The sequence below is a fragment of the Agromyces sp. 3263 genome, from assembly GCF_031456545.1.
Classification (GTDB): Bacteria; Actinomycetota; Actinomycetes; order Actinomycetales; family Microbacteriaceae; genus Agromyces.
Genome location: NZ_JAVDUV010000001.1, coordinates 2,605,979 through 2,626,050, shown reverse-complemented (window position 1 = coordinate 2,626,050; position 20,072 = coordinate 2,605,979). Strand labels below are relative to the sequence as shown.

At 68.0% G+C, this 20,072-nt stretch carries 31 protein-coding genes; 1 reads left to right on the top strand and 30 read right to left on the bottom strand.

The window, feature by feature from the left end; translation table 11 throughout:
* Positions 1-78 precede the first annotated feature (78 nt).
* The 20 genes from rplO to rpsJ form a co-directional block, all read right to left on the bottom strand.
* Positions 79-741, bottom strand: a complete 663-nt coding sequence (rplO, locus tag J2X63_RS11970; protein WP_309977323.1) for a 50S ribosomal protein L15 — start codon at positions 739-741, stop codon at positions 79-81.
* Positions 741-926: a 50S ribosomal protein L30 gene (gene rpmD / locus J2X63_RS11965; RefSeq protein ID WP_022889741.1), complete on the bottom strand. Its 186-nt coding sequence runs from the start codon at positions 924-926 to the stop codon at positions 741-743. Before rpmD ends, rplO begins: the two co-directional genes overlap by 1 nt.
* Entirely contained in the window at positions 926-1,624 is a 699-nt protein-coding gene (gene rpsE / locus J2X63_RS11960; RefSeq protein ID WP_203230643.1) for a 30S ribosomal protein S5, read from the bottom strand. Before rpsE ends, rpmD begins: the two co-directional genes overlap by 1 nt.
* Positions 1,621-1,980 carry a 50S ribosomal protein L18 gene (rplR, locus tag J2X63_RS11955; protein ID WP_159600487.1) on the bottom strand — a complete coding sequence of 120 codons (360 nt, stop codon included), beginning with the start codon at positions 1,978-1,980 and terminating at the stop codon, positions 1,621-1,623. Before rplR ends, rpsE begins: the two co-directional genes overlap by 4 nt.
* Positions 1,981-1,982: 2 nt before the next feature.
* Positions 1,983-2,519, bottom strand: coding sequence for a 50S ribosomal protein L6 (rplF, locus tag J2X63_RS11950; protein ID WP_309977318.1), 537 nt, complete (start codon positions 2,517-2,519; stop codon positions 1,983-1,985).
* A 4-nt stretch (positions 2,520-2,523) separates the two neighbouring features.
* The gene (gene rpsH / locus J2X63_RS11945; protein WP_309977316.1) at positions 2,524-2,922 is read right to left on the bottom strand and encodes a 30S ribosomal protein S8; all 399 of its coding nucleotides are present in this window, start codon (positions 2,920-2,922) and stop codon (positions 2,524-2,526) included.
* Positions 2,923-3,050: 128 nt separating this feature from the next.
* Entirely contained in the window at positions 3,051-3,638 is a 588-nt protein-coding gene (rplE, locus tag J2X63_RS11940; protein WP_309977314.1) for a 50S ribosomal protein L5, read from the bottom strand.
* Entirely contained in the window at positions 3,638-3,997 is a 360-nt protein-coding gene (gene rplX / locus J2X63_RS11935; protein WP_309977312.1) for a 50S ribosomal protein L24, read from the bottom strand. Before rplX ends, rplE begins: the two co-directional genes overlap by 1 nt.
* Positions 3,998-4,000: 3 nt before the next feature.
* On the bottom strand, positions 4,001-4,369 hold the full coding sequence (gene rplN, locus J2X63_RS11930) for a 50S ribosomal protein L14 (RefSeq protein WP_122937450.1): 369 nt from the start codon (positions 4,367-4,369) through the stop codon (positions 4,001-4,003).
* Between the two features lie 32 nt (positions 4,370-4,401).
* Positions 4,402-4,716, bottom strand: a complete 315-nt coding sequence (gene rpsQ, locus J2X63_RS11925) for a 30S ribosomal protein S17 (RefSeq protein ID WP_159600497.1) — start codon at positions 4,714-4,716, stop codon at positions 4,402-4,404.
* A gap of 2 nt (positions 4,717-4,718) precedes the next feature.
* The gene (gene rpmC / locus J2X63_RS11920) at positions 4,719-5,039 is read right to left on the bottom strand and encodes a 50S ribosomal protein L29 (protein WP_309977309.1); all 321 of its coding nucleotides are present in this window, start codon (positions 5,037-5,039) and stop codon (positions 4,719-4,721) included.
* Positions 5,039-5,458, bottom strand: a complete 420-nt coding sequence (rplP, locus tag J2X63_RS11915) for a 50S ribosomal protein L16 (RefSeq protein ID WP_056010870.1) — start codon at positions 5,456-5,458, stop codon at positions 5,039-5,041. Before rplP ends, rpmC begins: the two co-directional genes overlap by 1 nt.
* A gap of 2 nt (positions 5,459-5,460) precedes the next feature.
* Entirely contained in the window at positions 5,461-6,213 is a 753-nt protein-coding gene (rpsC, locus tag J2X63_RS11910) for a 30S ribosomal protein S3 (RefSeq protein WP_159600501.1), read from the bottom strand.
* Positions 6,213-6,578 carry a 50S ribosomal protein L22 gene (gene rplV / locus J2X63_RS11905; RefSeq protein ID WP_026378675.1) on the bottom strand — a complete coding sequence of 122 codons (366 nt, stop codon included), beginning with the start codon at positions 6,576-6,578 and terminating at the stop codon, positions 6,213-6,215. Before rplV ends, rpsC begins: the two co-directional genes overlap by 1 nt.
* Positions 6,579-6,603: 25 nt before the next feature.
* Positions 6,604-6,885: a 30S ribosomal protein S19 gene (gene rpsS / locus J2X63_RS11900; protein WP_307039500.1), complete on the bottom strand. Its 282-nt coding sequence runs from the start codon at positions 6,883-6,885 to the stop codon at positions 6,604-6,606.
* 12 nt (positions 6,886-6,897) lie between these two features.
* The gene (gene rplB, locus J2X63_RS11895; RefSeq protein ID WP_309977302.1) at positions 6,898-7,737 is read right to left on the bottom strand and encodes a 50S ribosomal protein L2; all 840 of its coding nucleotides are present in this window, start codon (positions 7,735-7,737) and stop codon (positions 6,898-6,900) included.
* Between the two features lie 16 nt (positions 7,738-7,753).
* Positions 7,754-8,059, bottom strand: coding sequence for a 50S ribosomal protein L23 (gene rplW / locus J2X63_RS11890; RefSeq protein WP_309977301.1), 306 nt, complete (start codon positions 8,057-8,059; stop codon positions 7,754-7,756).
* Entirely contained in the window at positions 8,056-8,730 is a 675-nt protein-coding gene (gene rplD / locus J2X63_RS11885) for a 50S ribosomal protein L4 (RefSeq protein ID WP_309977299.1), read from the bottom strand. The genes rplW and rplD overlap by 4 nt, the downstream gene beginning before the upstream one ends.
* A gap of 3 nt (positions 8,731-8,733) precedes the next feature.
* Positions 8,734-9,390 carry a 50S ribosomal protein L3 gene (rplC, locus tag J2X63_RS11880; RefSeq protein ID WP_056734926.1) on the bottom strand — a complete coding sequence of 219 codons (657 nt, stop codon included), beginning with the start codon at positions 9,388-9,390 and terminating at the stop codon, positions 8,734-8,736.
* Positions 9,391-9,398: 8 nt separating this feature from the next.
* A complete protein-coding gene (gene rpsJ / locus J2X63_RS11875) occupies positions 9,399-9,707 on the bottom strand; it encodes a 30S ribosomal protein S10 (protein ID WP_017201594.1) in 309 nt (102 codons plus the stop codon).
* 503 nt (positions 9,708-10,210) lie between these two features.
* Between rpsJ and J2X63_RS11870 the strand changes: the two genes are divergently transcribed.
* A complete protein-coding gene (locus J2X63_RS11870) occupies positions 10,211-10,687 on the top strand; it encodes an OsmC family protein (RefSeq protein ID WP_309977296.1) in 477 nt (158 codons plus the stop codon).
* Here J2X63_RS11870 and J2X63_RS11865 read toward each other — a convergent pair whose 3' ends face one another.
* The 10 genes from J2X63_RS11865 to J2X63_RS11820 form a co-directional block, all read right to left on the bottom strand.
* Positions 10,688-11,908 carry an acyltransferase gene (locus J2X63_RS11865; protein ID WP_309977294.1) on the bottom strand — a complete coding sequence of 407 codons (1,221 nt, stop codon included), beginning with the start codon at positions 11,906-11,908 and terminating at the stop codon, positions 10,688-10,690.
* 160 nt (positions 11,909-12,068) lie between these two features.
* Positions 12,069-13,259 (bottom strand): elongation factor Tu, encoded by a 1,191-nt coding sequence (gene tuf / locus J2X63_RS11860; protein WP_159600513.1) that lies wholly within the window; start codon positions 13,257-13,259, stop codon positions 12,069-12,071.
* Positions 13,260-13,391: 132 nt separating this feature from the next.
* Positions 13,392-15,506, bottom strand: a complete 2,115-nt coding sequence (gene fusA / locus J2X63_RS11855) for an elongation factor G (RefSeq protein ID WP_309977291.1) — start codon at positions 15,504-15,506, stop codon at positions 13,392-13,394.
* An 84-nt stretch (positions 15,507-15,590) separates the two neighbouring features.
* A complete protein-coding gene (gene rpsG / locus J2X63_RS11850) occupies positions 15,591-16,061 on the bottom strand; it encodes a 30S ribosomal protein S7 (protein WP_159600517.1) in 471 nt (156 codons plus the stop codon).
* Positions 16,061-16,435 carry a 30S ribosomal protein S12 gene (rpsL, locus tag J2X63_RS11845; RefSeq protein ID WP_022889720.1) on the bottom strand — a complete coding sequence of 125 codons (375 nt, stop codon included), beginning with the start codon at positions 16,433-16,435 and terminating at the stop codon, positions 16,061-16,063. The genes rpsG and rpsL overlap by 1 nt, the downstream gene beginning before the upstream one ends.
* A 313-nt stretch (positions 16,436-16,748) precedes the next feature.
* Complete coding sequence (locus tag J2X63_RS11840; protein WP_309977285.1) at positions 16,749-17,396, bottom strand: spermidine/putrescine ABC transporter substrate-binding protein; 648 nt, start codon at positions 17,394-17,396, stop codon at positions 16,749-16,751.
* Between the two features lie 73 nt (positions 17,397-17,469).
* Positions 17,470-17,952, bottom strand: coding sequence for a DUF6121 family protein (locus J2X63_RS11835; protein WP_309977283.1), 483 nt, complete (start codon positions 17,950-17,952; stop codon positions 17,470-17,472).
* 23 nt (positions 17,953-17,975) lie between these two features.
* Positions 17,976-18,887 (bottom strand): hypothetical protein, encoded by a 912-nt coding sequence (locus J2X63_RS11830; RefSeq protein WP_309977281.1) that lies wholly within the window; start codon positions 18,885-18,887, stop codon positions 17,976-17,978.
* A complete protein-coding gene (locus tag J2X63_RS11825) occupies positions 18,884-19,447 on the bottom strand; it encodes a hypothetical protein (RefSeq protein ID WP_309977279.1) in 564 nt (187 codons plus the stop codon). The genes J2X63_RS11830 and J2X63_RS11825 overlap by 4 nt, the downstream gene beginning before the upstream one ends.
* Positions 19,444-20,046 carry a hypothetical protein gene (locus J2X63_RS11820; protein ID WP_309977277.1) on the bottom strand — a complete coding sequence of 201 codons (603 nt, stop codon included), beginning with the start codon at positions 20,044-20,046 and terminating at the stop codon, positions 19,444-19,446. The genes J2X63_RS11825 and J2X63_RS11820 overlap by 4 nt, the downstream gene beginning before the upstream one ends.
* Positions 20,047-20,072: the final 26 nt, after the last annotated feature.

Below are 20,072 nucleotides of genomic sequence, written 5' to 3'. Positions count from 1 at the left end.
TGCGGCTCGAGCCTGTCGAGACCCCCGTGAATCATACGCGAGGTCCCGACAGGCTCGAACAATCGGTGATGCTGCGGCCTACTTGACCGAGCCGCCTGCGGCGACGATCTTCTGCTCGGCGGAGCCGGAGACCTTGTCGACCGCCACGTTGAGCTTCACCTGGATGTCGCCGTTGCCGAGCACCTTGACGCGCTCGTTCTTGCGGACGGCACCCTTCTCGACGAGATCGGCGACGGTGACGTCGCCGCCCTTCGGGTAGAGCTCGGCGAGCTTCTCCAGATTGACCACCTGGTACTCGACGCGGAACGGGTTCTTGAAGCCGCGCAGCTTCGGCGCACGCATGTGGTACGGAAGCTGGCCACCCTCGAACCCGGGGCGGATGTTGTTGCGGGCCTTGGAGCCCTTGGTGCCGCGACCGGCGGTCTTGCCCTTCGAACCCTCACCGCGTCCGACGCGGGTCTTGTCCTTCTTGGCGCCGGGCGCCGGGCGAAGGTGGTGCACCTTCAGCACGGGCTCGCGCTTGGCGTCGACGGCGTCCTTGTCGGCAGCCTTCTTCGCCGGGGCCTTCTTCGCGGGGGCCTTCTCGGCCTTCGCGTCGTCGGTCTTCGCGGCGGCGGCCTTGGCCGGCGCCTTCTTCGCGGGAGCCTTCTCCGACTTCTCGGCGGCGGGCTTCGCGGCGGCCTTCTTCGCCGGAGCCTTCTTGGGCTCGGCGACCTCGGTCGTCTTCTCGTTGTCTGCCATTAGTCGATCTCCTCAACCTTCACGAGGTGCGCGACGGTGTTCACGTAGCCGCGGTTCTGCGGGGTGTCCTCGCGAACGACCGACTGGCCGATGCGCTTGAGCCCGAGGCTGCGGAGCGTGTCCCGCTGGTACTGCTTCTCGCTCACCTTGGACTTGATCTGGGTCACCTTGAGCTGCTTGGCCATCAGGCACCTGCCTTCGCTGCTGCGGCGGCCTCGGCCGCCTGGGCCTCGGCACGCAGCAGACGGGCGGGGGCGACCTCGTCGTAGTCGAGACCACGACGGGCGGCCACTGCACGCGGCTCTTCGAGCTGCTGCAGCGCCTCGACCGTGGCGTGCACGATGTTGATGGTGTTCGACGAGCCGAGCGACTTGCTCAGGACGTCGTGGATGCCGGCGCACTCGAGCACGGCACGCACCGGACCACCGGCGATGACACCGGTACCGGGCGATGCGGGGCGCAGCAGGACGACACCGGCAGCGGCTTCACCCTGCACGGGGTGCGGGATGGTCGCGCCGACGCGGGGGACGCGGAAGAAGTTCTTCTTCGCCTCCTCGACGCCCTTCGAGATCGCGGTCGGCACCTCGCGGGCCTTGCCGTAGCCGACGCCGACGAGGCCGTTGCCGTCGCCCACGACGACGAGCGCCGTGAAGCTGAAGCGACGGCCGCCCTTGACGACCTTCGAGACGCGGTTGATGGTCACGACGCGCTCGAGGAACTGGCTCTTCTCGGCGTCACGGCCGCCGCGGTCACGGCTCGGGCCACGGTCGCGGCTGCCACGACGGGCCTCGCGGGGCTCGTTCTGGGGAGCGCTCGCCGCGGCGGTCTCCACGGGTGCCTCTGCCACTGCAGCCACCTCGTTCTCCTTCTTGTTGTCGGTCACAGGCTCAGCCCCGCCTCTCGCGCACCATCGGCGATGGCGGCGACTCGGCCTGCGTACTTGTTGCCGCCGCGGTCGAAGACGACGGACTCGACGCCCGCCTCCTTCGCGCGCTCGGCCACGAGCTCGCCGACCCGCTTCGCCTTCGCGGTCTTGTCACCGTCGAATGCGCGGAGGTCGGCCTCCATGGTGGATGCCGATGCCAGGGTGCGGCCGGCGGCGTCGTCGACGACCTGCACGAAGACGTGGCGGGCCGATCGGGTCACGACGAGGCGCGGACGCTCGACGGTGCCGACGATCTTCTTGCGAAGGCGGGTGTGGCGGCGCGAACGCGCAGCCGTCTTGGTCTTCACAGCCATGATTACTTACCTGACTTTCCGGCCTTGCGACGCACGACCTCGCCGGCGTAGCGGATGCCCTTGCCCTTGTACGGCTCGGGCTTCTTGATCTTGCGGATGTTGGCGGCGGTCTCGCCGACGGCCTGCTTGTCGATGCCGGCGACCGTGAGCTTGTTGTTGCCCTCGACGGTCAGCGTGATGCCGGCCGGCGGTTCGACGGTGACGGGGTGCGAGAAGCCGAGCGCGAACTCGACGGCCGCGCCCTTCTGGGCGACGCGGTATCCGGTGCCGACGATCTCGAGGCCCTTGGAGTAGCCCTCGGTGACGCCGAGGATCTGGTTCGCGATGAGCGAGCGGGTCAGGCCGTGGCGCGAACGCGAGTCGCGCTCGTCGTCGGGACGGGTGACGAGCACCTGGTTGTCCTCGATCTTGACCTCGATGGGCGTGGGCACGTCGAGCGTGAGCTCGCCCTTGGGGCCCTTGACGGTGACGGCCGCGCCGTCGACCGTGACGTCGACACCGGCGGGGATGTCGATGGGGAGTCGTCCGATTCGTGACATGGAACTACCACACGTAGGCGAGGACTTCCCCACCCACGCCCTTCTTCTCGGCCTGGCGGTCGGTCAGCAGACCGCTGGAGGTGGACAGGATCGCGACGCCGAGGCCGCCGAGCACCTTGGGGATCTCGGTCGACTTCGCGTAGACGCGGAGGCCGGGCTTCGAGACGCGCTTGATGCCGGCGATCGAGCGCTCGCGGTTCGGGCCGAACTTGAGCTGCAGCGTGAGCGTCGTGCCCACGCGAGCGTCGGTGACCTCGAAGCCGGCGATGTAGCCCTCGTTCTTGAGGATCTCGGCGATGTGTGCCTTGAGCTTCGAGTTCGGCATCGACACGGAGTCGTGGTGCGCCGAGTTCGCGTTGCGAAGGCGGGTCAGCATGTCAGCGACCGGGTCGGTCATCGTCATGACGGATGTTTCCTAACGTTCACCAGGTTTCAGCACCCGTTACACGAGTGGTGACCTGTGGTGTGAGGCCCGGGCGGATGCCCCGGCCTGGTCGGATGCCGCGAGCGCGAGCCCGCGGCATCCGTGGATCAGTTGGCGGCCGTGGCCGACCGGAAGGGGAAGCCGAGCTGCTTGAGCAGCGCGCGGCCCTCTTCGTCGGTCTTGGCGGTGGTCACCACGGTGATGTCCATGCCGCGGACGCGGTCGATCTTGTCCTGGTCGATCTCGTGGAACACGGACTGCTCCGTGAGACCGAAGGTGTAGTTGCCGTTGCCGTCGAACTGGGCGTCCGACAGGCCGCGGAAGTCGCGGATGCGGGGCAGCGCGAGCGAGAGCAGGCGGTCGAGGAACTCCCACATGCGGTCGCCGCGGAGCGTCACGTGGGCGCCGATCGGCTGGCCCTCGCGGAGCTTGAACTGCGCGATGGACTTGCGGGCCTTGGTGACCTGCGGCTTCTGCCCGGTGATCTTCGTGAGGTCGGCGATCGCGCCGTCGATGATCTTGCCATCGCGGGCCGCCTCGCCGACGCCCATGTTCACCACGATCTTCACGAGACCCGGCACCTGGTGCACGTTGGTGTAGCCGTGCTCCTCGGTGAGGGTCTTCGAGATCTCGGTCCGGTACTTGGTCTTCAGTCGCGGCTGGATTTTGCCAGCCTGCGTAGCCGTATCGGTCATTACAGGTCCTTACCTGACTTCTTGGCGTAGCGGACGCGGACGGTCTTCTGCACGCCGTCCTTCGTCACCGTCTCGTTGCGGAAGCCGACGCGGGTCGGCTTCTTGGACTCGGGGTCGACCAGGGCGACGTTCGACACGTGGATCGGCGCCTCCTGGGTCTCGATGCCGCCGGTCTTCGAACCGCGCTGCGTCTGGCCGACGCGGACGTGCTTCGTGACGAAGTTCACGCCCTCGACCACGACGCGGTTCTCGGCGACGAGCACCTCGAGGACCTTGCCCTGCTTGCCGCGGTCTCCGCCGCGGGCCTGGCTGCGGCCCGAGATGACCTGCACGAGGTCACCCTTCTTGATGTTGGCCATGACTTAGATAACCTCCGGTGCCAGCGAGATGATCTTCATGAACTTCTTGTCGCGAAGCTCGCGACCGACCGGTCCGAAGATACGGGTGCCACGGGGGTCACCGTCGTTCTTCAGGATCACCGCGGCGTTCTCGTCGAACTTGATGTACGAGCCGTCGGGGCGACGGGTCTCCTTGACGGTGCGGACGATGACCGCCTTGACGACGTCGCCCTTCTTGACGTTGCCGCCGGGGATCGCGTCCTTGACGGTCGCGACGATGGTGTCGCCGAGGCCGGCGTACCGGCGCTTGGACCCACCGAGGACGCGGATCGTGAGCAGCTCCTTGGCGCCGGTGTTATCGGCGACCTTGAGTCGTGATTCCTGCTGAAGCACTTTGAACTCCTTCTTTCAAGCAAGCCCGAGGCTTACTTGGCCTTCTCGACGATCTCGACGAGGCGCCAGCGCTTGGTGGCGCTGAGGGGCCGGGTCTCGGTGATCACGACGAGGTCGCCGATGCCGGCGGTGTTCTGCTCGTCGTGCGCCTTGATCTTCGAGGTGCGGCGGATGACCTTGCCGTACAGCGGGTGCTTCACGCGGTCCTCGACCTCGACGACGATGGTCTTCTGCATCTTGTCGCTGACGACGTAGCCGCGTCGCACCTTGCGGTAGCCACGTGCGTCGACGTCCTTGACGTCGCGCTCGGCCGACTCGTGGCCAGTCGTCTCCTTGGCGGTTGCCATGACTAGGCCTCCTTCGTCTCTTCGGTCGCAGCTGCCTCGTCGGCGGCCTTGGCCTTCTTGGTCTTCTTCTCGGCCTTGGCCGGAGCCTCGACCGGCGCGGGCGTGGCCCGGATGCCGAGTTCGCGCTCGCGGATGACCGTGTAGATGCGCGCGATGTCGCGCTTGACCGCCCGGAGGCGGCCGTGGCTCTCGAGCTGGCCGGTGGCCGACTGGAAGCGCAGGTTGAACAGCTCTTCCTTGGCCTTCTTCAGCTCGTCGACGAGTCGCTCGTCTTCAAAGGTGTCGAGCTCGGTGGGGCTGAGCTCCTTGGTGCCGACGGCCATTATGCGTCGCCCTCCTCGCGCTTGATGATGCGTGCCTTGAGGGGCAGCTTGTGGATGGCACGGGTCATGGCCTCACGAGCGAGTTCCTCGGAGACGCCGGAGACCTCGAAGAGGACTCGACCCGGCTTGACGTTCGCGACCCACCACTCGGGCGAGCCCTTGCCGGAACCCATGCGGGTCTCGGCGGGCTTCTTCGTGAGCGGACGGTCGGGGTAGATGTTGATCCACACCTTGCCGCCGCGCTTGATGTGACGCGTCATGGCGATACGAGCGGACTCGATCTGACGGTTCGTCACGTACGCGGGGGTCAGCGCCTGGATGCCGAACTCACCGAAGGTGACCTTCGTGCCGCCGGTGGCGTGGCCCGAACGGCCGGGGTGGTGCTGCTTGCGGTACTTGACTCGACGGGGAATCAACATGGTTATGCCTCAACTCCTGCTGCCACCGGCTCCTGCGCCTTGGGCGCACGACGGGGACGGTCATTGCGGTCACCGCGCGAGGGCTTCTGCGAAGCCTGCTCGCGGGCGAGCTCCTTGTTGGTGATGTCGCCCTTGTAGATCCAGACCTTCACGCCGATGCGACCGAAGGTGGTCTTGGCCTCGTAGAAGCCGTAGTCGATGTTCGCGCGGAGCGTGTGCAGGGGCACGCGGCCCTCGCGGTAGAACTCCGAGCGGCTCATCTCGGCGCCGCCGAGACGGCCCGACACCTGGATCCGGACGCCCTTGGCGCCGGCGCGCTGCGCACCCTGCAGGCCCTTGCGCATCGCGCGGCGGAACGCCACACGTGCGGAGAGCTGCTCGGCGATGCCCTGCGCGACGAGCTGTGCGTCGGCCTCGGGGTTCTTCACCTCGAGGATGTTGAGCTGGATCTGCTTGCCGGTGAGCTTCTCGAGGTCGGCGCGGATGCGCTCGGCCTCGGCGCCGCGGCGGCCGATCACGATGCCGGGACGCGCCGTGTGGATGTCCACGCGGACGCGGTCGCGGGTGCGCTCGATCTCGATGCGCGAGACTCCCGCGCGGTCGAGCGACGTCTGCAGCAGGCGGCGGATCTTGATGTCCTCCGCCAGGTAGTCGGCGTAGCGCTGTCCGGGCTTCGTCGAGTCGGAGAACCACCGCGACACGTGGTCGGTGGTGATGCCGAGACGGAAGCCGTACGGGTTGACCTTCTGACCCATTACTTCGTACCCTCCTCGGGCGTGGCGAGCACGACGGTGATGTGGCTCGTTCGCTTGTTGATGCGGAAGGCACGACCCTGCGCGCGCGGCTGGAATCGCTTGAGGGTGGTGCCCTCATCGACGAATGCGCGGCTGATGTAGAGGTCCTGCTCGTCCAGGTAGGTGTTCGTGGCATCGGCCTTGACGCGAGCGTTCGCGATGGCCGAGGCGACGAGCTTGTACACGGGCTCGCTCGCACCCTGGGGGGCGAACTTCAGGATGGCCAGGGCCTCCTGAGCCTGCTTGCCGCGGATCATGTTGACGACGCGGCGGGCCTTCATGGGGGTCACGCGGATGTGACGCACGCGTGCGATCGACTCCACCATTTCTTTCCTCCTTCACGCCACCGCGTCAGCGGCGGCGGCCCTTCTTGTCGTCCTTCACGTGTCCACGGAAGGTGCGGGTGGGCGCGAACTCGCCGAGCTTGTGGCCCACCATGGTCTCGGTGACGAACACCGGGATGTGCTTGCGGCCGTCGTGCACGGCGATCGTGTGCCCCAGCATGGCGGGGATGATCATCGAGCGACGCGACCAGGTCTTGATGACGTTCTTCGAACCGGCTTCGTTCTGGTTGACGACCTTGCGAAGCAGGTGGTCGTCGACGAAGGGGCCCTTCTTGAGACTGCGCGGCATCTTCTTCTACTCCTACTTGCGCTTCTTGCCGACGGTGCGACGACGGACGATGAGCTTGTCGCTCTCCTTGTTGGGGCGACGGGTGCGTCCCTCGGACTTGCCCCAGGGGCTGACCGGGTGGCGACCACCGGAGGTCTTGCCCTCACCACCACCGTGCGGGTGGTCGATCGGGTTCATCGCGACACCGCGGACGGTCGGGCGGACGCCCTTCCAGCGCTTGCGGCCGGCCTTGCCCCAGTTGATGTTCGACTGCTCGGCGTTGCCGACCTCGCCGACGGTCGCGCGGCAGCGCGCGTCGACGTTGCGGATCTCGCCCGAGGGGAGGCGCAGCTGGGCGTAGGGGCCGTCCTTCGCGACGAGACGCACCGAGGCGCCGGCCGAGCGGGCCAGCTTGGCGCCGCCGCCGGGGCGGAGCTCGATGGCGTGCACGACGGTACCGGTGGGGATGTTGCGCAGCGGCAGGTTGTTGCCGGGCTTGATGTCGGCGTTGGGGCCCGACTCGATCGGGTCGCCCTGCTGCAGCTTGTTCGGCGCGAGGATGTAGCGCTTGGTGCCGTCCACGAAGTGGAGGAGCGCGATGCGAGCCGTGCGGTTGGGGTCGTACTCGATGTGCGCGACCTTGGCGGGCACGCCGTCCTTGTCGTTGCGACGGAAGTCGATCACGCGGTACTGGCGCTTGTGGCCACCACCGATGTGACGCGTCGTGATGCGGCCCTGGTTGTTGCGGCCACCGGTCTTCGACAGCGGGCGGAGCAGCGACTTCTCGGGCGTCGAGCGGGTGATCTCTGCGAAGTCCGCAACAGACGAACCGCGACGACCCGGGGTCGTGGGCTTGTACTTACGAATAGCCATGTTTTTCCTCTGCTCCCTAGCCGACAGCCGTGAAGATGTCGATCGAGCCGGACTTGAGGGTGACGATCGCGCGCTTGGTGTCCTTGCGCTTGCCGGTGCCGAAGCGAGTCCGGCGGGTCTTGCCCTGGCGGTTCAGGGTGTTGATCGACGCCACCTCGACGTTGAAGATCTTCTCGATGGCGAGCTTGATCTCGGTCTTGTTCGAGCGGGGGTCCACGGTGAACGTGTACTTGCCCTCGTCGATCAGGCCGTAGCTCTTCTCCGAGACGACGGGCGCGATGATGATGTCGCGCGGGTCCTTGTTGTGTGCGGCGGAACTCATGCGGAAACCTCTTCCTTCACAGCGCTGTCAGCCTTGGGCGACTTCGCGGCCACGAAGGCCTCGAGCGCAGCGGTGCTGAAGACGATGTCGTCGGAGACGAGCACGTCGTAGGCGTTCAGCTGGTCGACCTGCAGCACGTGCACGGTCGGGATGTTGCGAACGGCCCGCGCCGAGAGCTCCTCGTCACGCGTGAGCACGACGAGGTAGTGCTTGGCCGGCGCGATCGCACCAAGGAGCGCGACGGCGTCCTTCGTCTTGGGCGCCTCGCCCGCGGCGAACGTCTCGACGGCGTGGATGCGGCCGCCGCGTGCGCGGTCGGACAGCGAGCCGAGGAGCGCGGCGGCGATCATCTTCTTGGGGGTCCGCTGCGAGTAGTCGCGCGGCTGCGGGCCGTGGACGATGCCACCGCCGGTCATCTGCGGGGCGCGGATCGAACCCTGACGGGCGCGGCCGGTGCCCTTCTGCTTGAACGGCTTGCGACCGGCGCCGGAGACCTCTCCGCGGGTCTTGGTCTTGTGCGTGCCCTGGCGCGCTGCGGCGAGCTGGGCGACGACGACCTGGTGGATGAGCGGGACGTTGGTCTGCACGTCGAAGAGCTCGGCGGGCAGCTCGAACGAGCCGGACTTCTTGCCGGTCACGTCGAGCACGTCGATGGTGTTGGCGGTAGCCATGGACTACGCCCCCTTCACAGCGTTGCGGACGAAAACGAGACGGCCGCGAGCACCGGGAACCGCGCCCTTGACGAGCAGCAGGCCCTTCTCGGCGTCGACGGCGTGCACGCGGAGGTTGAGCACGGTCACGCGCTCGCCACCCATGCGACCTGCCATGCGCATGCCCTTGAAGACACGGCTGGGGGTCGACGAAGCACCGATCGAACCGGGCTTGCGGTGGTTGCGGTGGGAACCGTGCGAGGCGGAGACGCCCTTGAAGTTGTGGCGCTTCATGACACCGGCGAAGCCCTTGCCCTTGCTCGTGCCGACGACGTCGACGAGCTGGCCGGCCTCGAAGGTGCCGTCCGCGGTGAGCTCCTGGCCGAGCTCGTAGCTCGACGCGTCAGCGGTGCGCACCTCGGCGAGGTGACGGCGCGGGGTGACGCCGGCGGCCTTGAAGTGGCCGGACGCGGGCTGGTTCACCTTGCGCGGGTCGATGGCGCCTGCGGCGATCTGCACGGCCTCGTAGCCGTCCTTCTCCGCGGTGCGGAGCTGGGTGACCACGTTCGGGGCGATCTCGATGACGGTGACCGGAACGAGCTTGTTGTTCTCGTCCCACACCTGGGTCATGCCGAGCTTCGTGCCGAGCAGACCCTTCACGTTCTTGGTAGCGGAAGACATCTGTTACCTCAGAGCTTGATCTCGATGTTGACGTCGGCCGGGAGGTCGAGGCGCATGAGCGAGTCGACGGCCTTGGGCGTCGGGTCCACGATGTCGATGAGACGCTTGTGGGTGCGCATCTCGAAGTGCTCGCGGCTGTCCTTGTACTTGTGGGGCGAACGGATGACGCACACCACGTTCTTCTCGGTCGGAAGCGGCACGGGGCCGACGACCGTGGCGCCCGCGCGGGTCACCGTGTCGACGATCTTGCGCGCCGAGGTGTCGATGACCTCGTGGTCATACGACTTCAGTCGAATGCGGATCTTCTGTCCCGCCATTGCTGACTCTCTCTCTGTCAAGGCGTCTTACCCCTTCCGAGGGCATTGGACGCCGCGTAGCTACTCCGTGTGAAGCACCACTGTTCATCTGTCAAAGGCCGTGATCGAGCCTGTCGAAATCACCCCGCTGGCGCGGTGACCTCGGCACGCTCGACCCTGTGCCCCACCGACCCCCGCACTCGGGCGTGTCGCCCTCGCCGAACGGGCATGGCGGAACCATGCTCGAAAGTGGTTGTCGGTTGTGTGTTCTGCTGCCTGCGGCCTAGCCTGACCCGTGCGGCTCCGAGAGCTTTTTGGTGGCTATGCACTGCCTGGCAGTGATTCGAACGGCACGCAGCATGGCACGCCGTTCGAAATGTTGAACTCATCGAGTTTGCCACAGTCGCGGCATCCGTGCAACCCGGGCGTGTCGCGCCGTCGCGGGTTCACAGGGAGGTCGCAGCCTCCGCGACGATCCGGCCCGGAACATGATGGAATCGAGGTCCACGACGACGGGAGTCCACATGGCCGAGCAGCCCATCGAGCAGTCCCTCGAGCACGCCCACGCGGTCAGCGAGCGCATCGCGCCCGGCAGCGTCTCGGTGGCCAGGATCGCGCCGCGCCGGTACCAGGGCCTCAACGAGCGCGGAGCCACGGTGACCATCGGCGGCGAGGAGCTCGAGGGCGAGCACTTCACGCCCGGCGAGCTGCTGAAGATCGCGCTCGTCGGCTGCGCCGGGCTGAGCGCCGACACCGTCGCCGCACGCCGTCTCGGCGACGACTTCGCGATGACCATCTGGGCGCACGGCCGCTCCAACGAGGAGAACCGGTACGCCCGGATCGACGAGGAGATCCTGGTCGACCTCTCGGTCCTCGATCCCGAAGACCGCGACAAGCTCATCCACATCATGGACAAGGCCATCGAGCGCGGATGCACCGTGGCGCGCTCCATCGAGGACAGCGTCGAGCTGCGCACCACCATCGACGGCGTCGAGGTCTGATCAGCCCCGGTCGCCGGCGCGCTCGCACGCCACCTGCTGCTCGGCCGCGATGCCCGGCGCGACGAGACCGGCGCCGACCACGGCGGCCACCAGCATGCCGAGGGCGCCGAGGAGCACCGCGGGCCGGCGCGACACTGGGTTGCGCCTCGTGCGGAACGGGTCCTCGATGAGCTGCTTCGAGAGCCCCGCCACCAGGAGCGAGAGCACCACGAGCAGCACCATGACCCACGAGGGGCTCGGCATGCCGATGAGGAACGGCGTGAACATGAAGATCGGCCAGTGCCAGAGGTAGAGCGAGAACGACACGTCGCCGACCCACTGCACCGGCTGGAGCCCCGCGAGCCGCGCCGGCGACCAACGGGTGACGGGCATGCCGGCCCAGATGACCGCCATCGTGCCCGCGACGGGCAGCGCCGCCCACATGCCGGGAAACGCGTCGTGGTCGCGGAAGGTCAGGATCGGCACCACGATGAGCGCGAGCCCGGCCCACGACACGACCGTACGGAGCCGCTCACGGCCCACGAGGGGTGAGGCGGCGAGCAGGGCCAGCAGGCCCCCCGCACCGAACTCCCACGTGCGGGCCGTGGTCGAGAAGTAGGCGAGATTGTGGTCGGCCGCCGTCAGCACGACCGAGTGGATGAGGGATGCCGCGGTCACCGCGCCGAGGGCGACGAGGAGCACGGGCGCGATGGCCCGGCTGCGTCGGCGCGCATACCAGACCGCGAAGAGGAGCAGCAGCGGCCAGACGAGGTAGAACTGCTCCTCGACGGCGAGGGACCAGTAGTGCTGCACCGGCGTCGAGGCGAGGTCGGCGTAGGCCGGCGTCTGCGAGTCGGCGGCGAGCTGCCAGTTCTCGTAGTAGAGGGCGCTGGCGACGATCTGACGGAACCAGTCCGCCCAGTCCCGCTGCGGCACGAGCGCGAGCGTGGCTGCCGCGACGACGAGGAGCACGGTCACGGCGGCGGGCAGGATTCGGCGGGCCCGTCGGAGGTAGAACGCGCCGAGGTCGATGCGCCCGGCGCGCTCGTGCTCACGGAGCAGGAGCCCGGTGATGAGGAAGCCGGACACGACGAAGAAGACGTCGACGCCCATGTATCCCGCAGGGGCCACGGCCGGCCAGCCATGGTGCAGGACGACAGCACCGACGGCCACGGCCCGGAGCGCTTGGATCTCGGGCCGCGTGGTGGTGGTGCGAGGCGGTGGCGGAGCGGAGACGGCCATCCCGTCGAGGGTAACCCGTTCGGGGGGTGTGCCCGAATTCCGTCGCCGACCGTTGACCCGATCGTCACGAGGAGGTAATGCCACCGGGGACGACGAAGGGGCCGGGCCGCGAACGGCCCGACCCCTGTCGGTTCCGCACCCGCGAGGGGTGCGAAGGGTGTTACTTGACGATCTTCGTGACCGTGCCGGCGCCGACGGTGCGGCCGCCCTCACGGATGGCGAAGCCGAGGCCCTCCTCCATGGCGATCGGCTGGATGAGCTCGACCGTCATGTCGGTGGTGTCGCCGGGCATGACCATCTCGGTGCCCTCGGGCAGCGTGATGACGCCGGTGACGTCGGTGGTGCGGAAGTAGAACTGCGGACGGTAGTTCGCGTAGAACGGGTTGTGACGCCCGCCCTCCTCCTTGGAGAGGATGTACGCGGTGCCCTCGAAGTTCGTGTGGGGGGTGACCGAACCGGGGGCCACGACGACCTGGCCGCGCTCGACGTCCTCGCGCTTGGTGCCGCGGAGGAGCAGACCGCAGTTCTCGCCGGCCCAGGCCTCGTCGAGCTGCTTGTGGAACATCTCGATGCCCGTGACCGTGGTCTTCTGCGTCGGGCGGATGCCGACGATCTCGACCTCGGAGTTGATCTTCAGCGTGCCGCGCTCGGCGCGACCCGTGACGACCGTGCCACGACCGGTGATGGTGAAGACGTCCTCGATCGGCATGAGGAACGGCTTGTCCTTGTCACGCACGGGGTCGGGGATGCTGTTGTCGACGGCCTCCATGAGGTCGAGGATCGACTGGACCCACTTCTCGTCGCCCTCGAGCGCCTTGAGGCCCGAGACGCGGACGACCGGAGCGTCCTCGGCGAAGCCCTGGCTGGCGAGCAGCTCGGACACCTCGAGCTCGACGAGCTCCAGGATCTCCTCGTCGTCGACCATGTCGGCCTTGTTCAGCGCGACGAGCAGGTAGGGCACGCCGACCTGCTTGGCGAGCAGCACGTGCTCACGCGTCTGGGCCATCGGGCCGTCGGTCGCCGCGACCACGAGGATCGCGCCGTCCATCTGCGCCGCACCGGTGATCATGTTCTTGATGTAGTCGGCGTGACCAGGGGCGTCGACGTGCGCGTAGTGGCGCTTCGGCGTCTCGTACTCGACGTGCGAGATGTTGATCGTGATGCCGCGCTGACGCTCCTCGGGAGCCGAGTCGATCGACGCGAAGTCACGCTGCACGTTGGTGGCCGACGGGTACTTGTCGGCGAGCACCTTCGAGATCGCTGCGGTGAGCGTGGTCTTGCCGTGGTCGACGTGACCGATCGTACCGATGTTGACGTGCGGCTTGGTCCGCTCGAACTTGGCCTTAGCCACTGTGGGTCCTCCTCAGGACTCGTGTAGGAACCCCGGGCGCTGGATTGCGACCGGTGTGCTACGGGGGTTGTGTTGTTATGTTACGCGACCCGGCTGGGTCGTGCGGGCAGGGCCCGAACTCCTGCGAAGGAGCTATTCGCCCTTGTTCTTCTGGACGATCTCGTCGGCCACAGCCTTCGGGACCTCCGCGTAGCTCTCGAATTCCATCGAGTACACCGCGCGGCCCGAGGTCTTCGACCGCAGGTCGCCGATGTAGCCGAACATCTCCGAGAGCGGGACGTGCGCACGCACGACCTTCACGCCGGCGGCATCCTCCATCGACTGGATCTGACCGCGACGCGAGTTCAGGTCGCCGATGACATCACCCATGTATTCCTCAGGGGTGCGGACCTCGACGGACATGAGCGGCTCGAGCAGAACCGGGTTCGCCTTCCGAGCGGCTTCCTTGAAGCCCATCGAGCCGGCGATCTTGAACGCCATCTCCGAGGAGTCGACGTCGTGGGCTGCGCCATCGAGCAGGATGCCCTTGACGCCGACCATCGGGTAGCCGGCCAGGATGCCGTACTGCATGGCGTCCTGGAAGCCGGCGTCGACCGAGGGGATGTACTCGCGCGGAACGCGGCCACCAGTGACCTTGTTCTCGAACTCGTACGACTTGTCGGCCGTGATCTCGAGGGGCTCGAGCGCGAACTGGATCTTCGCGAACTGGCCCGAACCACCCGTCTGCTTCTTGTGGGTGTAGTCGTGCTTCTCGACCGCGCGCTTGATCGTCTCGCGGTAGGCCACCTGGGGCTTGCCGACGTTCGCCTCGACCTTGAACTCCCGCTTCATGCGGTCGACGAGGATGTCGAGGTGCAGCTCGCCCATGCCCTTGATGACGGTCTGGCCGGTCTCGGGGTTGAGCTCGGTGCGGAAGGTGGGGTCCTCTTCGGCGAGCTTCTGGATGGCCGTGCCGAGCTTCTCCTGGTCGGCCTTGGTCTTCGGCTCGATGGCGACCTCGATCACGGGGTTCGGGAACGTCATCGACTCGAGCACGACCTGGTTGTCGGGATCGCACAGCGTGTCGCCGGTCGTCGTGTCCTTGAGGCCGATGACCGCGTAGATGTTGCCCGCGGTGACCGAGTCGACCGGGTTCTCCTTGTTGGCGTGCATCTGGAAGATCTTCCCGATGCGCTCCTTCTTGCCCTTGGTCGAGTTGATGACCTGGCCGCCGGAGTCGAGGTGACCCGAGTACACGCGGATGTAGGTGAGGCGACCGAAGAACGGGTGCACCGCGACCTTGAACGCGAGCGCGGCGAAGGGGTCGTTGGCGTCGGGGTGACGCTCGATGATCTCGTCCTCGTTGCGGGGGTTGCGACCCTCGACGGCCGGCACGTCGAGCGGCGACGGCAGGAAGTCGATGACCGCGTCGAGCATCGGCTGCACGCCGCGGTTCTTGAACGCGGAGCCGCAGAGCACGGGGTAGATCTCGGAGTTGACCGTCAGCTTGCGGATGGCGCCCTTGATCTCGTCGATCGTGAGCTCCTCGCCACCGAAGTACTTCTCGAGCAGCGCGTCGTCGGTCTCGGCGACGGTCTCGAGGAGGGTGTGACGGTACTCCTCCGCCTTCTCCTTGAGGTCGGCGGGGATCTCCTGCACCTCGTACTTGGCACCCATCGTCACGTCGCCCTTGGCGTCGCCCGGCCACACCAGGGCCCGCATCTCGATGAGGTCGACGACGCCGACGAAGTCGCTCTCGGAGCCGATCGGCAGCTGGAGCACCAGCGGCTTCGCGCCGAGGCGCTTGACGATCGTGTCGACCGTGAAGTAGAAGTCCGCGCCGAGCTTGTCCATCTTGTTGACGAAGCAGATGCGGGGCACGTTGTACTTGTCGGCCTGGCGCCAGACGGTCTCGGACTGGGGCTCGACGCCCTCCTTGCCGTCGAAGACGGCGACCGCGCCGTCGAGCACGCGAAGCGAGCGCTCGACCTCGACCGTGAAGTCGACGTGACCGGGGGTGTCGATGATGTTGATCTGGTTCTTGTTCCAGAAGCAGGTCACGGCGGCAGACGTGATCGTGATGCCGCGCTCCTTCTCCTGCTCCATCCAGTCGGTCGTCGAAGCGCCGTCGTGGGTCTCGCCGATCTTGTGGTTCACGCCCGTGTAGAACAGGATGCGCTCGGTGGTGGTGGTCTTGCCGGCATCGATGTGCGCCATGATGCCGATGTTGCGGACCTTGCTCAGGTCGGTGAGCACGTCTTGTGCCACGGGGGTTCCTCCGGATGGTTCAGGAAGGGCAGATGAGGGTGAGCGGATGCCGCGAGCCGCGGCCTGCGGCATCCGCTCGGCCGACTACCAGCGGTAGTGGGCGAAGGCGCGGTTCGACTCGGCCATCTTGTGGGTGTCCTCGCGGCGCTTGACCGCGGCACCCAGGCCGTTCGACGCGTCGAGGATCTCGTTGGTGAGACGCTCGGTCATCGTCTTCTCGCGACGGGCCTTCGCGTAGCTCGTGAGCCAGCGGAGGGCGAGGGTGTTGGCGCGGTGCGGCTTGACCTCGACGGGGACCTGGTAGGTCGAACCGCCGACGCGGCGCGAACGCACCTCGAGGGTCGGGCGCACGTTGTCGAGCGCCTTCTTGAGGGTGGCGACGGCGTCCTGGCCGGACTTGGTCGCGACGTTCTCGAGCGCCTCGTAGACGATGCGCTGCGCGAGGTCCTTCTTGCCGTCGACGAGGATCTTGTTGACGAGCTGGCTGACGACCGGCGAGCCGTAGACGGGGTCGGCGACGACGGGGCGCTTCGGAGCGGGTCCCTTGCGAGGCATTACTTCTTCTCCATCTTCGCGCCGTAGCGGCTACGAGCCTGCTTGCGGTTCTTGACGGCCTGCGTGTCGAGCGCGCCGCGGATGATCTTGTAGCGCACGCCGGGGAGGTCCTTCACACGACCGCCGCGCACGAGCACCATCGAGTGCTCCTGCAGGTTGTGGCCCTCACCGGGGATGTAGGCCGTGACCTCGGTGCCGTTCGAGAGCTTCACACGAGCGACCTTGCGGAGCGCGGAGTTCGGCTTCTTCGGGGTGGTGGTGTACACACGCGTGCACACGCCGCGCTGCTGGGGGTTGGCCTTCAGGGCGGGAGCCTTGGTCTTGGTGACCTTCGGCGAGCGACCCTTGCGGACCAACTGCTGAATGGTTGGCACTGCTTCTCCTTGTTGATGCTGCACGGTGACAGCGTTGATGGATTTCACATCACGACCCACCGGCACTGCGGAACCGCAGCGCCTTGGAGTGGTGGGTATGCCGTGGGGGCGACCGTCGAGGCGCCCTTGGAGTGTGCGTTCTGCCGAGAACCGGAGGTGCACCGCCACGACCATTGCTGGTCGATCGGCAGGCACGATTCAAGCGCGCGTCAACGCGCACACCCGATCAATGGTAATGCCGCGTAACCTTGCGGTCAAATGGGGCGGATGCCGCGGGCCGCATGTTCTCCGCAGGCGGAATGCCCCGAGCGGCTCAGGACGGCCATCCTGGTGCGTCGAGCTCGCGATCGAGATCGGCGAGCAGCTCCTCGACCTGCGGCTCGACGTAGGCGACGACCGCGGCCGCGATGCGCTCCCGGTGCTGTGCGAGCTCCACGCAGATGCGCCGCCCGAGCTGCTTCGCGAACTCGTCGGCGAGGCGCACCTCCTCGCGGAGCGCCTCCTTCTCCTCCATCGTGAACGGCCGCGGCGCGGGCTCGTTCGCCTCGGCCGCGGTGTCGGCCTCGAGCCCGGTGAGGGTGAACAGGAACGGCTGGTCGGGCACCGGCTCGGGGTCGAGGTCGAGGCCGAGGAACTCGGGGTCGAGCCCCTCCCCCGCCCGGTACGGGCGGCGGGCCTTGCGCTCCTCGGCAAGGCGGATCTCGCGGTGCAGCATGGGCAGGTTGCGGGCGGTGTAGTCGTCGACCGCGGCGTCGATGATGCCCTTCATGCGCATCGAGAACGCGTGCTGCACCGGATGCGGCACGTCGACGTCGAGGCCCGCCGCGGCGAGGATCGGCGAGCCGAAGCAGCGGGTGCAGAGCCGGACCCGGGCGCGATGCGTGCCCGGACGCCACCGGGGCAGCCACGCCAGCCACCGGTCGACCTCGTGGCTGACGCGCGCCTCGATCGATCCCTCCACGCGTTCACGATACTGCCCGGGTGTGGCGCGGCGTCGTTCCGCGTCGCGACTGGCGCGCCGCACGCGGCATCCGTCAGCCCTCGTCGTCGCGCTCCCACGGCCAGCGGGGGCGCTCCATGCCGCTGTCGCGGCCGCGCCCGACGAGCGCCGCGAGGGAGCCGATGATCGCCGCGAGCACCGGGATGAGCAGCCCGAACCAGCCGATGCCGAAGCCGAGGCCGAACAGGAGCGCCGCCACGATCGTGCCGGTCGCGAACGCGTAGCCGAGGCCGGCGACGACCACCGCGGCCAGCCAGCTCCACAGCGCGGGCCACGCGATGCTCGACCACTGCCGGTCGGGATGGCGCAGGGTGCGCGCGAGCGTGAGCAGCACCGCGGCGACGGATGCCCCGACGGCGGCCGGCCCCACGAAGCGGCCGGCCTCGGGGCTGGTGATCACCTCGGCGTCGGTGAGGAGGCTGACGAACCCGTAGGCGCACACCACCGCGGCGAGGTCGAGCGCCGCAGCGAACGCGGCGACGACCCACGCGTTGCGGTTCGCGGTGCCCTCCTCCACCCTTCGAGCCTACGCCGCACGCGTCAGACGTCTTCGGCGTAGCGCAGCGCGAACGGCGGCGCGGACCGCAGCCGGGACACCGTGGCCGGCGTGAGGGCTCCGCGTGCGACGATCGCCTCGATCCCGGCACGTCGGGCGGCGTCGAGCGCCAGGCGCCGTGGGCCTTCCATCGCCTCGAGCACCTCGGCGGCCTCGGCGGCGGCGGCAGCCCCGAACTCGGCCGCCTCGGCCTCGAACGGGACGCGCAGGGCGGCGATCGAGCGATCGAAGTCGCGGATGCGGCGGGCGAGATTCCAGGCTCGGACCGACGCGACGACCAGCAGCACGACAGCAGCCGCGCCGAGCACGAAGAGCGCGAGGACGAGAGCGGCGGTCGTGGGGTCATCCGTGACTCCGGGCCAGTTGGCGAGGACGATCGCGGAGCCGAATGCCGAGACCACCGTGAAGCCGAGATAGCCGGGCGTCGATCGGCTCGCGTGACCGTGTCGCGTGACGACGGCACTGATCGCGTGCAGCACTGTGCCCGCCGCGATGAGCAGGACTGCGCTCCACGCCGCCACGGCCATCGGCAGGCTCCCCGACCGGCCGGCGAACATGACGCCCGCGCCGACGATGGCGAAGAGGAAGCCGAGCCCGTCGAGCAGCTCTCGGCTCGCGCCGCCCGGATACTCCGGCGCGTCGGCATCCTCCGCCCGCGCGAGTTCCAGCCGGAGCTCGCGGAGACGGCGGTCGTAGCGGCGGTCGATGGCCTGGATCACCTGCATCGCCCTCCGATCGAGGGCACCGAGTGCCGCATCCTCGATCGGACGCACCACCACAGCGAGTCCGTCGCTCAACGTGCGTTCGTATCGTGCGGCGACGGCCAGTGCCGCTGCCGAGGCGACGGCCGACTGGTCGGGGCCGGCGGTGCCCGACTCGGGACCGCGTGTGCTCATGCCGCCTCGAGGCGGATGCCGCGGACCAGCTCGTCGAGGAACGGCGCCATGAACCCCGCGTCCCGGGCGCTGTCGGCCGTGCCGCTCACCGCCACGGCGACGCCTGCGGTGTCGAAGACGTAGTTGAGCCGGCCGCCGGCGATCTCGGGGTCGCTCGAGGGGAGCACGATCGCGGCACGGCGCCCGACACCGAGGTGCTCCGTCGGGAAGTCGATGACGGTCGGCGGCAGTTGGGCACGCTCGTCGTCGCCCGCTTCGTGCTCGAGGTCGACCAGATCGTCGTCGTGCTCGCCCACGAAGATGTTCGCGACGCCGAGCGCCGGCACCCCGCGCGGGCAGAACAGCAGGCACTCCGTGGCCAGTTCGGTGCGCTGCGCCCGGGCGAGCCCCGCGAACTCGCGGATCGCAGCCCGCGCGTCGGCCGTCAGCTCGCCGAGGTCGGTCTCGTAGGCCTCGACGAGCGCCTCGGTCCACGCCGATTCGTCGGCCCACGGGCCCCACGGAAACGAGGCCGGCGCGGGGAACCAGACGGCCGCGTCGTATTCGATCTCGTACTTCACGCGGCGGGCTCCCAGGCGAAGGTGCTCACGATCGTGTCGCTCAGCAGGCACAGCTCATCGACGAACTCGTCGCGGAACTCGTCGTCCTCCTCGGTGGGGTACGGGATGGTGGTGGTGAAGGCCACCGCCGACCGGCGTCCGGTCCCCGGCACCGGGACGAGGTAGTTGATGACGCGTGCCCTGGTACCAGCGAGGTCACCACCACTCGAGGCATCCGCCTGCCAGCGGACGATCGTGCGGTCATCGGTGAGGAATTCCGCACCGCGTTCCTTGAACAGGGCCGTCACCTGACGGTCGAGCGTTCCGCCGAGCTGGCCGTCGGCGACCGCAGCGGTCATGGAGATCGGCAGGATGCGCTCGGCCGGCACCGACGTCTGCAGGTAGAGGGCGAACACCCGACCCTGCTGCATCTTGCGATACGCCGTCTCGAGCATCCGCCGGAACTCGACATCGAGGTCGGGACGGTGCTGCGACGCGAAGACGGCACTCGAGCGTTCGATGAGCAAGCCGATGCTCGCGCGGTCGGCGGGCAGTTCCTCCCACCCGGCCGGCAGCATGAGGCGGAACGGGGGAACGGCGGGCGTTTCGGTCAGCGGCATCGTGAACACCTTATCGAGGTCGGTCG

What these genes read in the sequence shown, in the direction of transcription:
- rplO (WP_309977323.1), bottom strand. Translation starts at nt 741, where the DNA reads ATGGCAGACAACGAGAAGACGACCGAGGTCGCCGAGCCCAAGAAGGCT.
- rpmD (WP_022889741.1), bottom strand. Translation starts at nt 926, where the DNA reads ATGGCCAAGCAGCTCAAGGTGACCCAGATCAAGTCCAAGGTGAGCGAG.
- rplR (WP_159600487.1), bottom strand. Translation starts at nt 1,980, where the DNA reads ATGGCTGTGAAGACCAAGACGGCTGCGCGTTCGCGCCGCCACACCCGC.
- rplF (WP_309977318.1), bottom strand. Translation starts at nt 2,519, where the DNA reads ATGTCACGAATCGGACGACTCCCCATCGACATCCCCGCCGGTGTCGAC.
- rpsH (WP_309977316.1), bottom strand. Translation starts at nt 2,922, where the DNA reads ATGACGATGACCGACCCGGTCGCTGACATGCTGACCCGCCTTCGCAAC.
- rplE (WP_309977314.1), bottom strand. Translation starts at nt 3,638, where the DNA reads ATGACCGATACGGCTACGCAGGCTGGCAAAATCCAGCCGCGACTGAAG.
- rplX (WP_309977312.1), bottom strand. Translation starts at nt 3,997, where the DNA reads ATGGCCAACATCAAGAAGGGTGACCTCGTGCAGGTCATCTCGGGCCGC.
- rpsQ (WP_159600497.1), bottom strand. Translation starts at nt 4,716, where the DNA reads ATGGCAACCGCCAAGGAGACGACTGGCCACGAGTCGGCCGAGCGCGAC.
- rpmC (WP_309977309.1), bottom strand. Translation starts at nt 5,039, where the DNA reads ATGGCCGTCGGCACCAAGGAGCTCAGCCCCACCGAGCTCGACACCTTT.
- rplP (WP_056010870.1), bottom strand. Translation starts at nt 5,458, where the DNA reads ATGTTGATTCCCCGTCGAGTCAAGTACCGCAAGCAGCACCACCCCGGC.
- rpsC (WP_159600501.1), bottom strand. Translation starts at nt 6,213, where the DNA reads ATGGGTCAGAAGGTCAACCCGTACGGCTTCCGTCTCGGCATCACCACC.
- rplV (WP_026378675.1), bottom strand. Translation starts at nt 6,578, where the DNA reads ATGGTGGAGTCGATCGCACGCGTGCGTCACATCCGCGTGACCCCCATG.
- rpsS (WP_307039500.1), bottom strand. Translation starts at nt 6,885, where the DNA reads ATGCCGCGCAGTCTCAAGAAGGGCCCCTTCGTCGACGACCACCTGCTT.
- rplB (WP_309977302.1), bottom strand. Translation starts at nt 7,737, where the DNA reads ATGGCTATTCGTAAGTACAAGCCCACGACCCCGGGTCGTCGCGGTTCG.
- rplW (WP_309977301.1), bottom strand. Translation starts at nt 8,059, where the DNA reads ATGAGTTCCGCCGCACACAACAAGGACCCGCGCGACATCATCATCGCG.
- rplD (WP_309977299.1), bottom strand. Translation starts at nt 8,730, where the DNA reads ATGGCTACCGCCAACACCATCGACGTGCTCGACGTGACCGGCAAGAAG.
- rplC (WP_056734926.1), bottom strand. Translation starts at nt 9,390, where the DNA reads ATGTCTTCCGCTACCAAGAACGTGAAGGGTCTGCTCGGCACGAAGCTC.
- rpsJ (WP_017201594.1), bottom strand. Translation starts at nt 9,707, where the DNA reads ATGGCGGGACAGAAGATCCGCATTCGACTGAAGTCGTATGACCACGAG.
- J2X63_RS11870 (WP_309977296.1), top strand. Translation starts at nt 10,211, where the DNA reads ATGGCCGAGCAGCCCATCGAGCAGTCCCTCGAGCACGCCCACGCGGTC.
- J2X63_RS11865 (WP_309977294.1), bottom strand. Translation starts at nt 11,908, where the DNA reads ATGGCCGTCTCCGCTCCGCCACCGCCTCGCACCACCACCACGCGGCCC.
- rpsG (WP_159600517.1), bottom strand. Translation starts at nt 16,061, where the DNA reads ATGCCTCGCAAGGGACCCGCTCCGAAGCGCCCCGTCGTCGCCGACCCC.
- J2X63_RS11830 (WP_309977281.1), bottom strand. Translation starts at nt 18,887, where the DNA reads ATGAGCACACGCGGTCCCGAGTCGGGCACCGCCGGCCCCGACCAGTCG.
- J2X63_RS11820 (WP_309977277.1), bottom strand. Translation starts at nt 20,046, where the DNA reads ATGCCGCTGACCGAAACGCCCGCCGTTCCCCCGTTCCGCCTCATGCTG.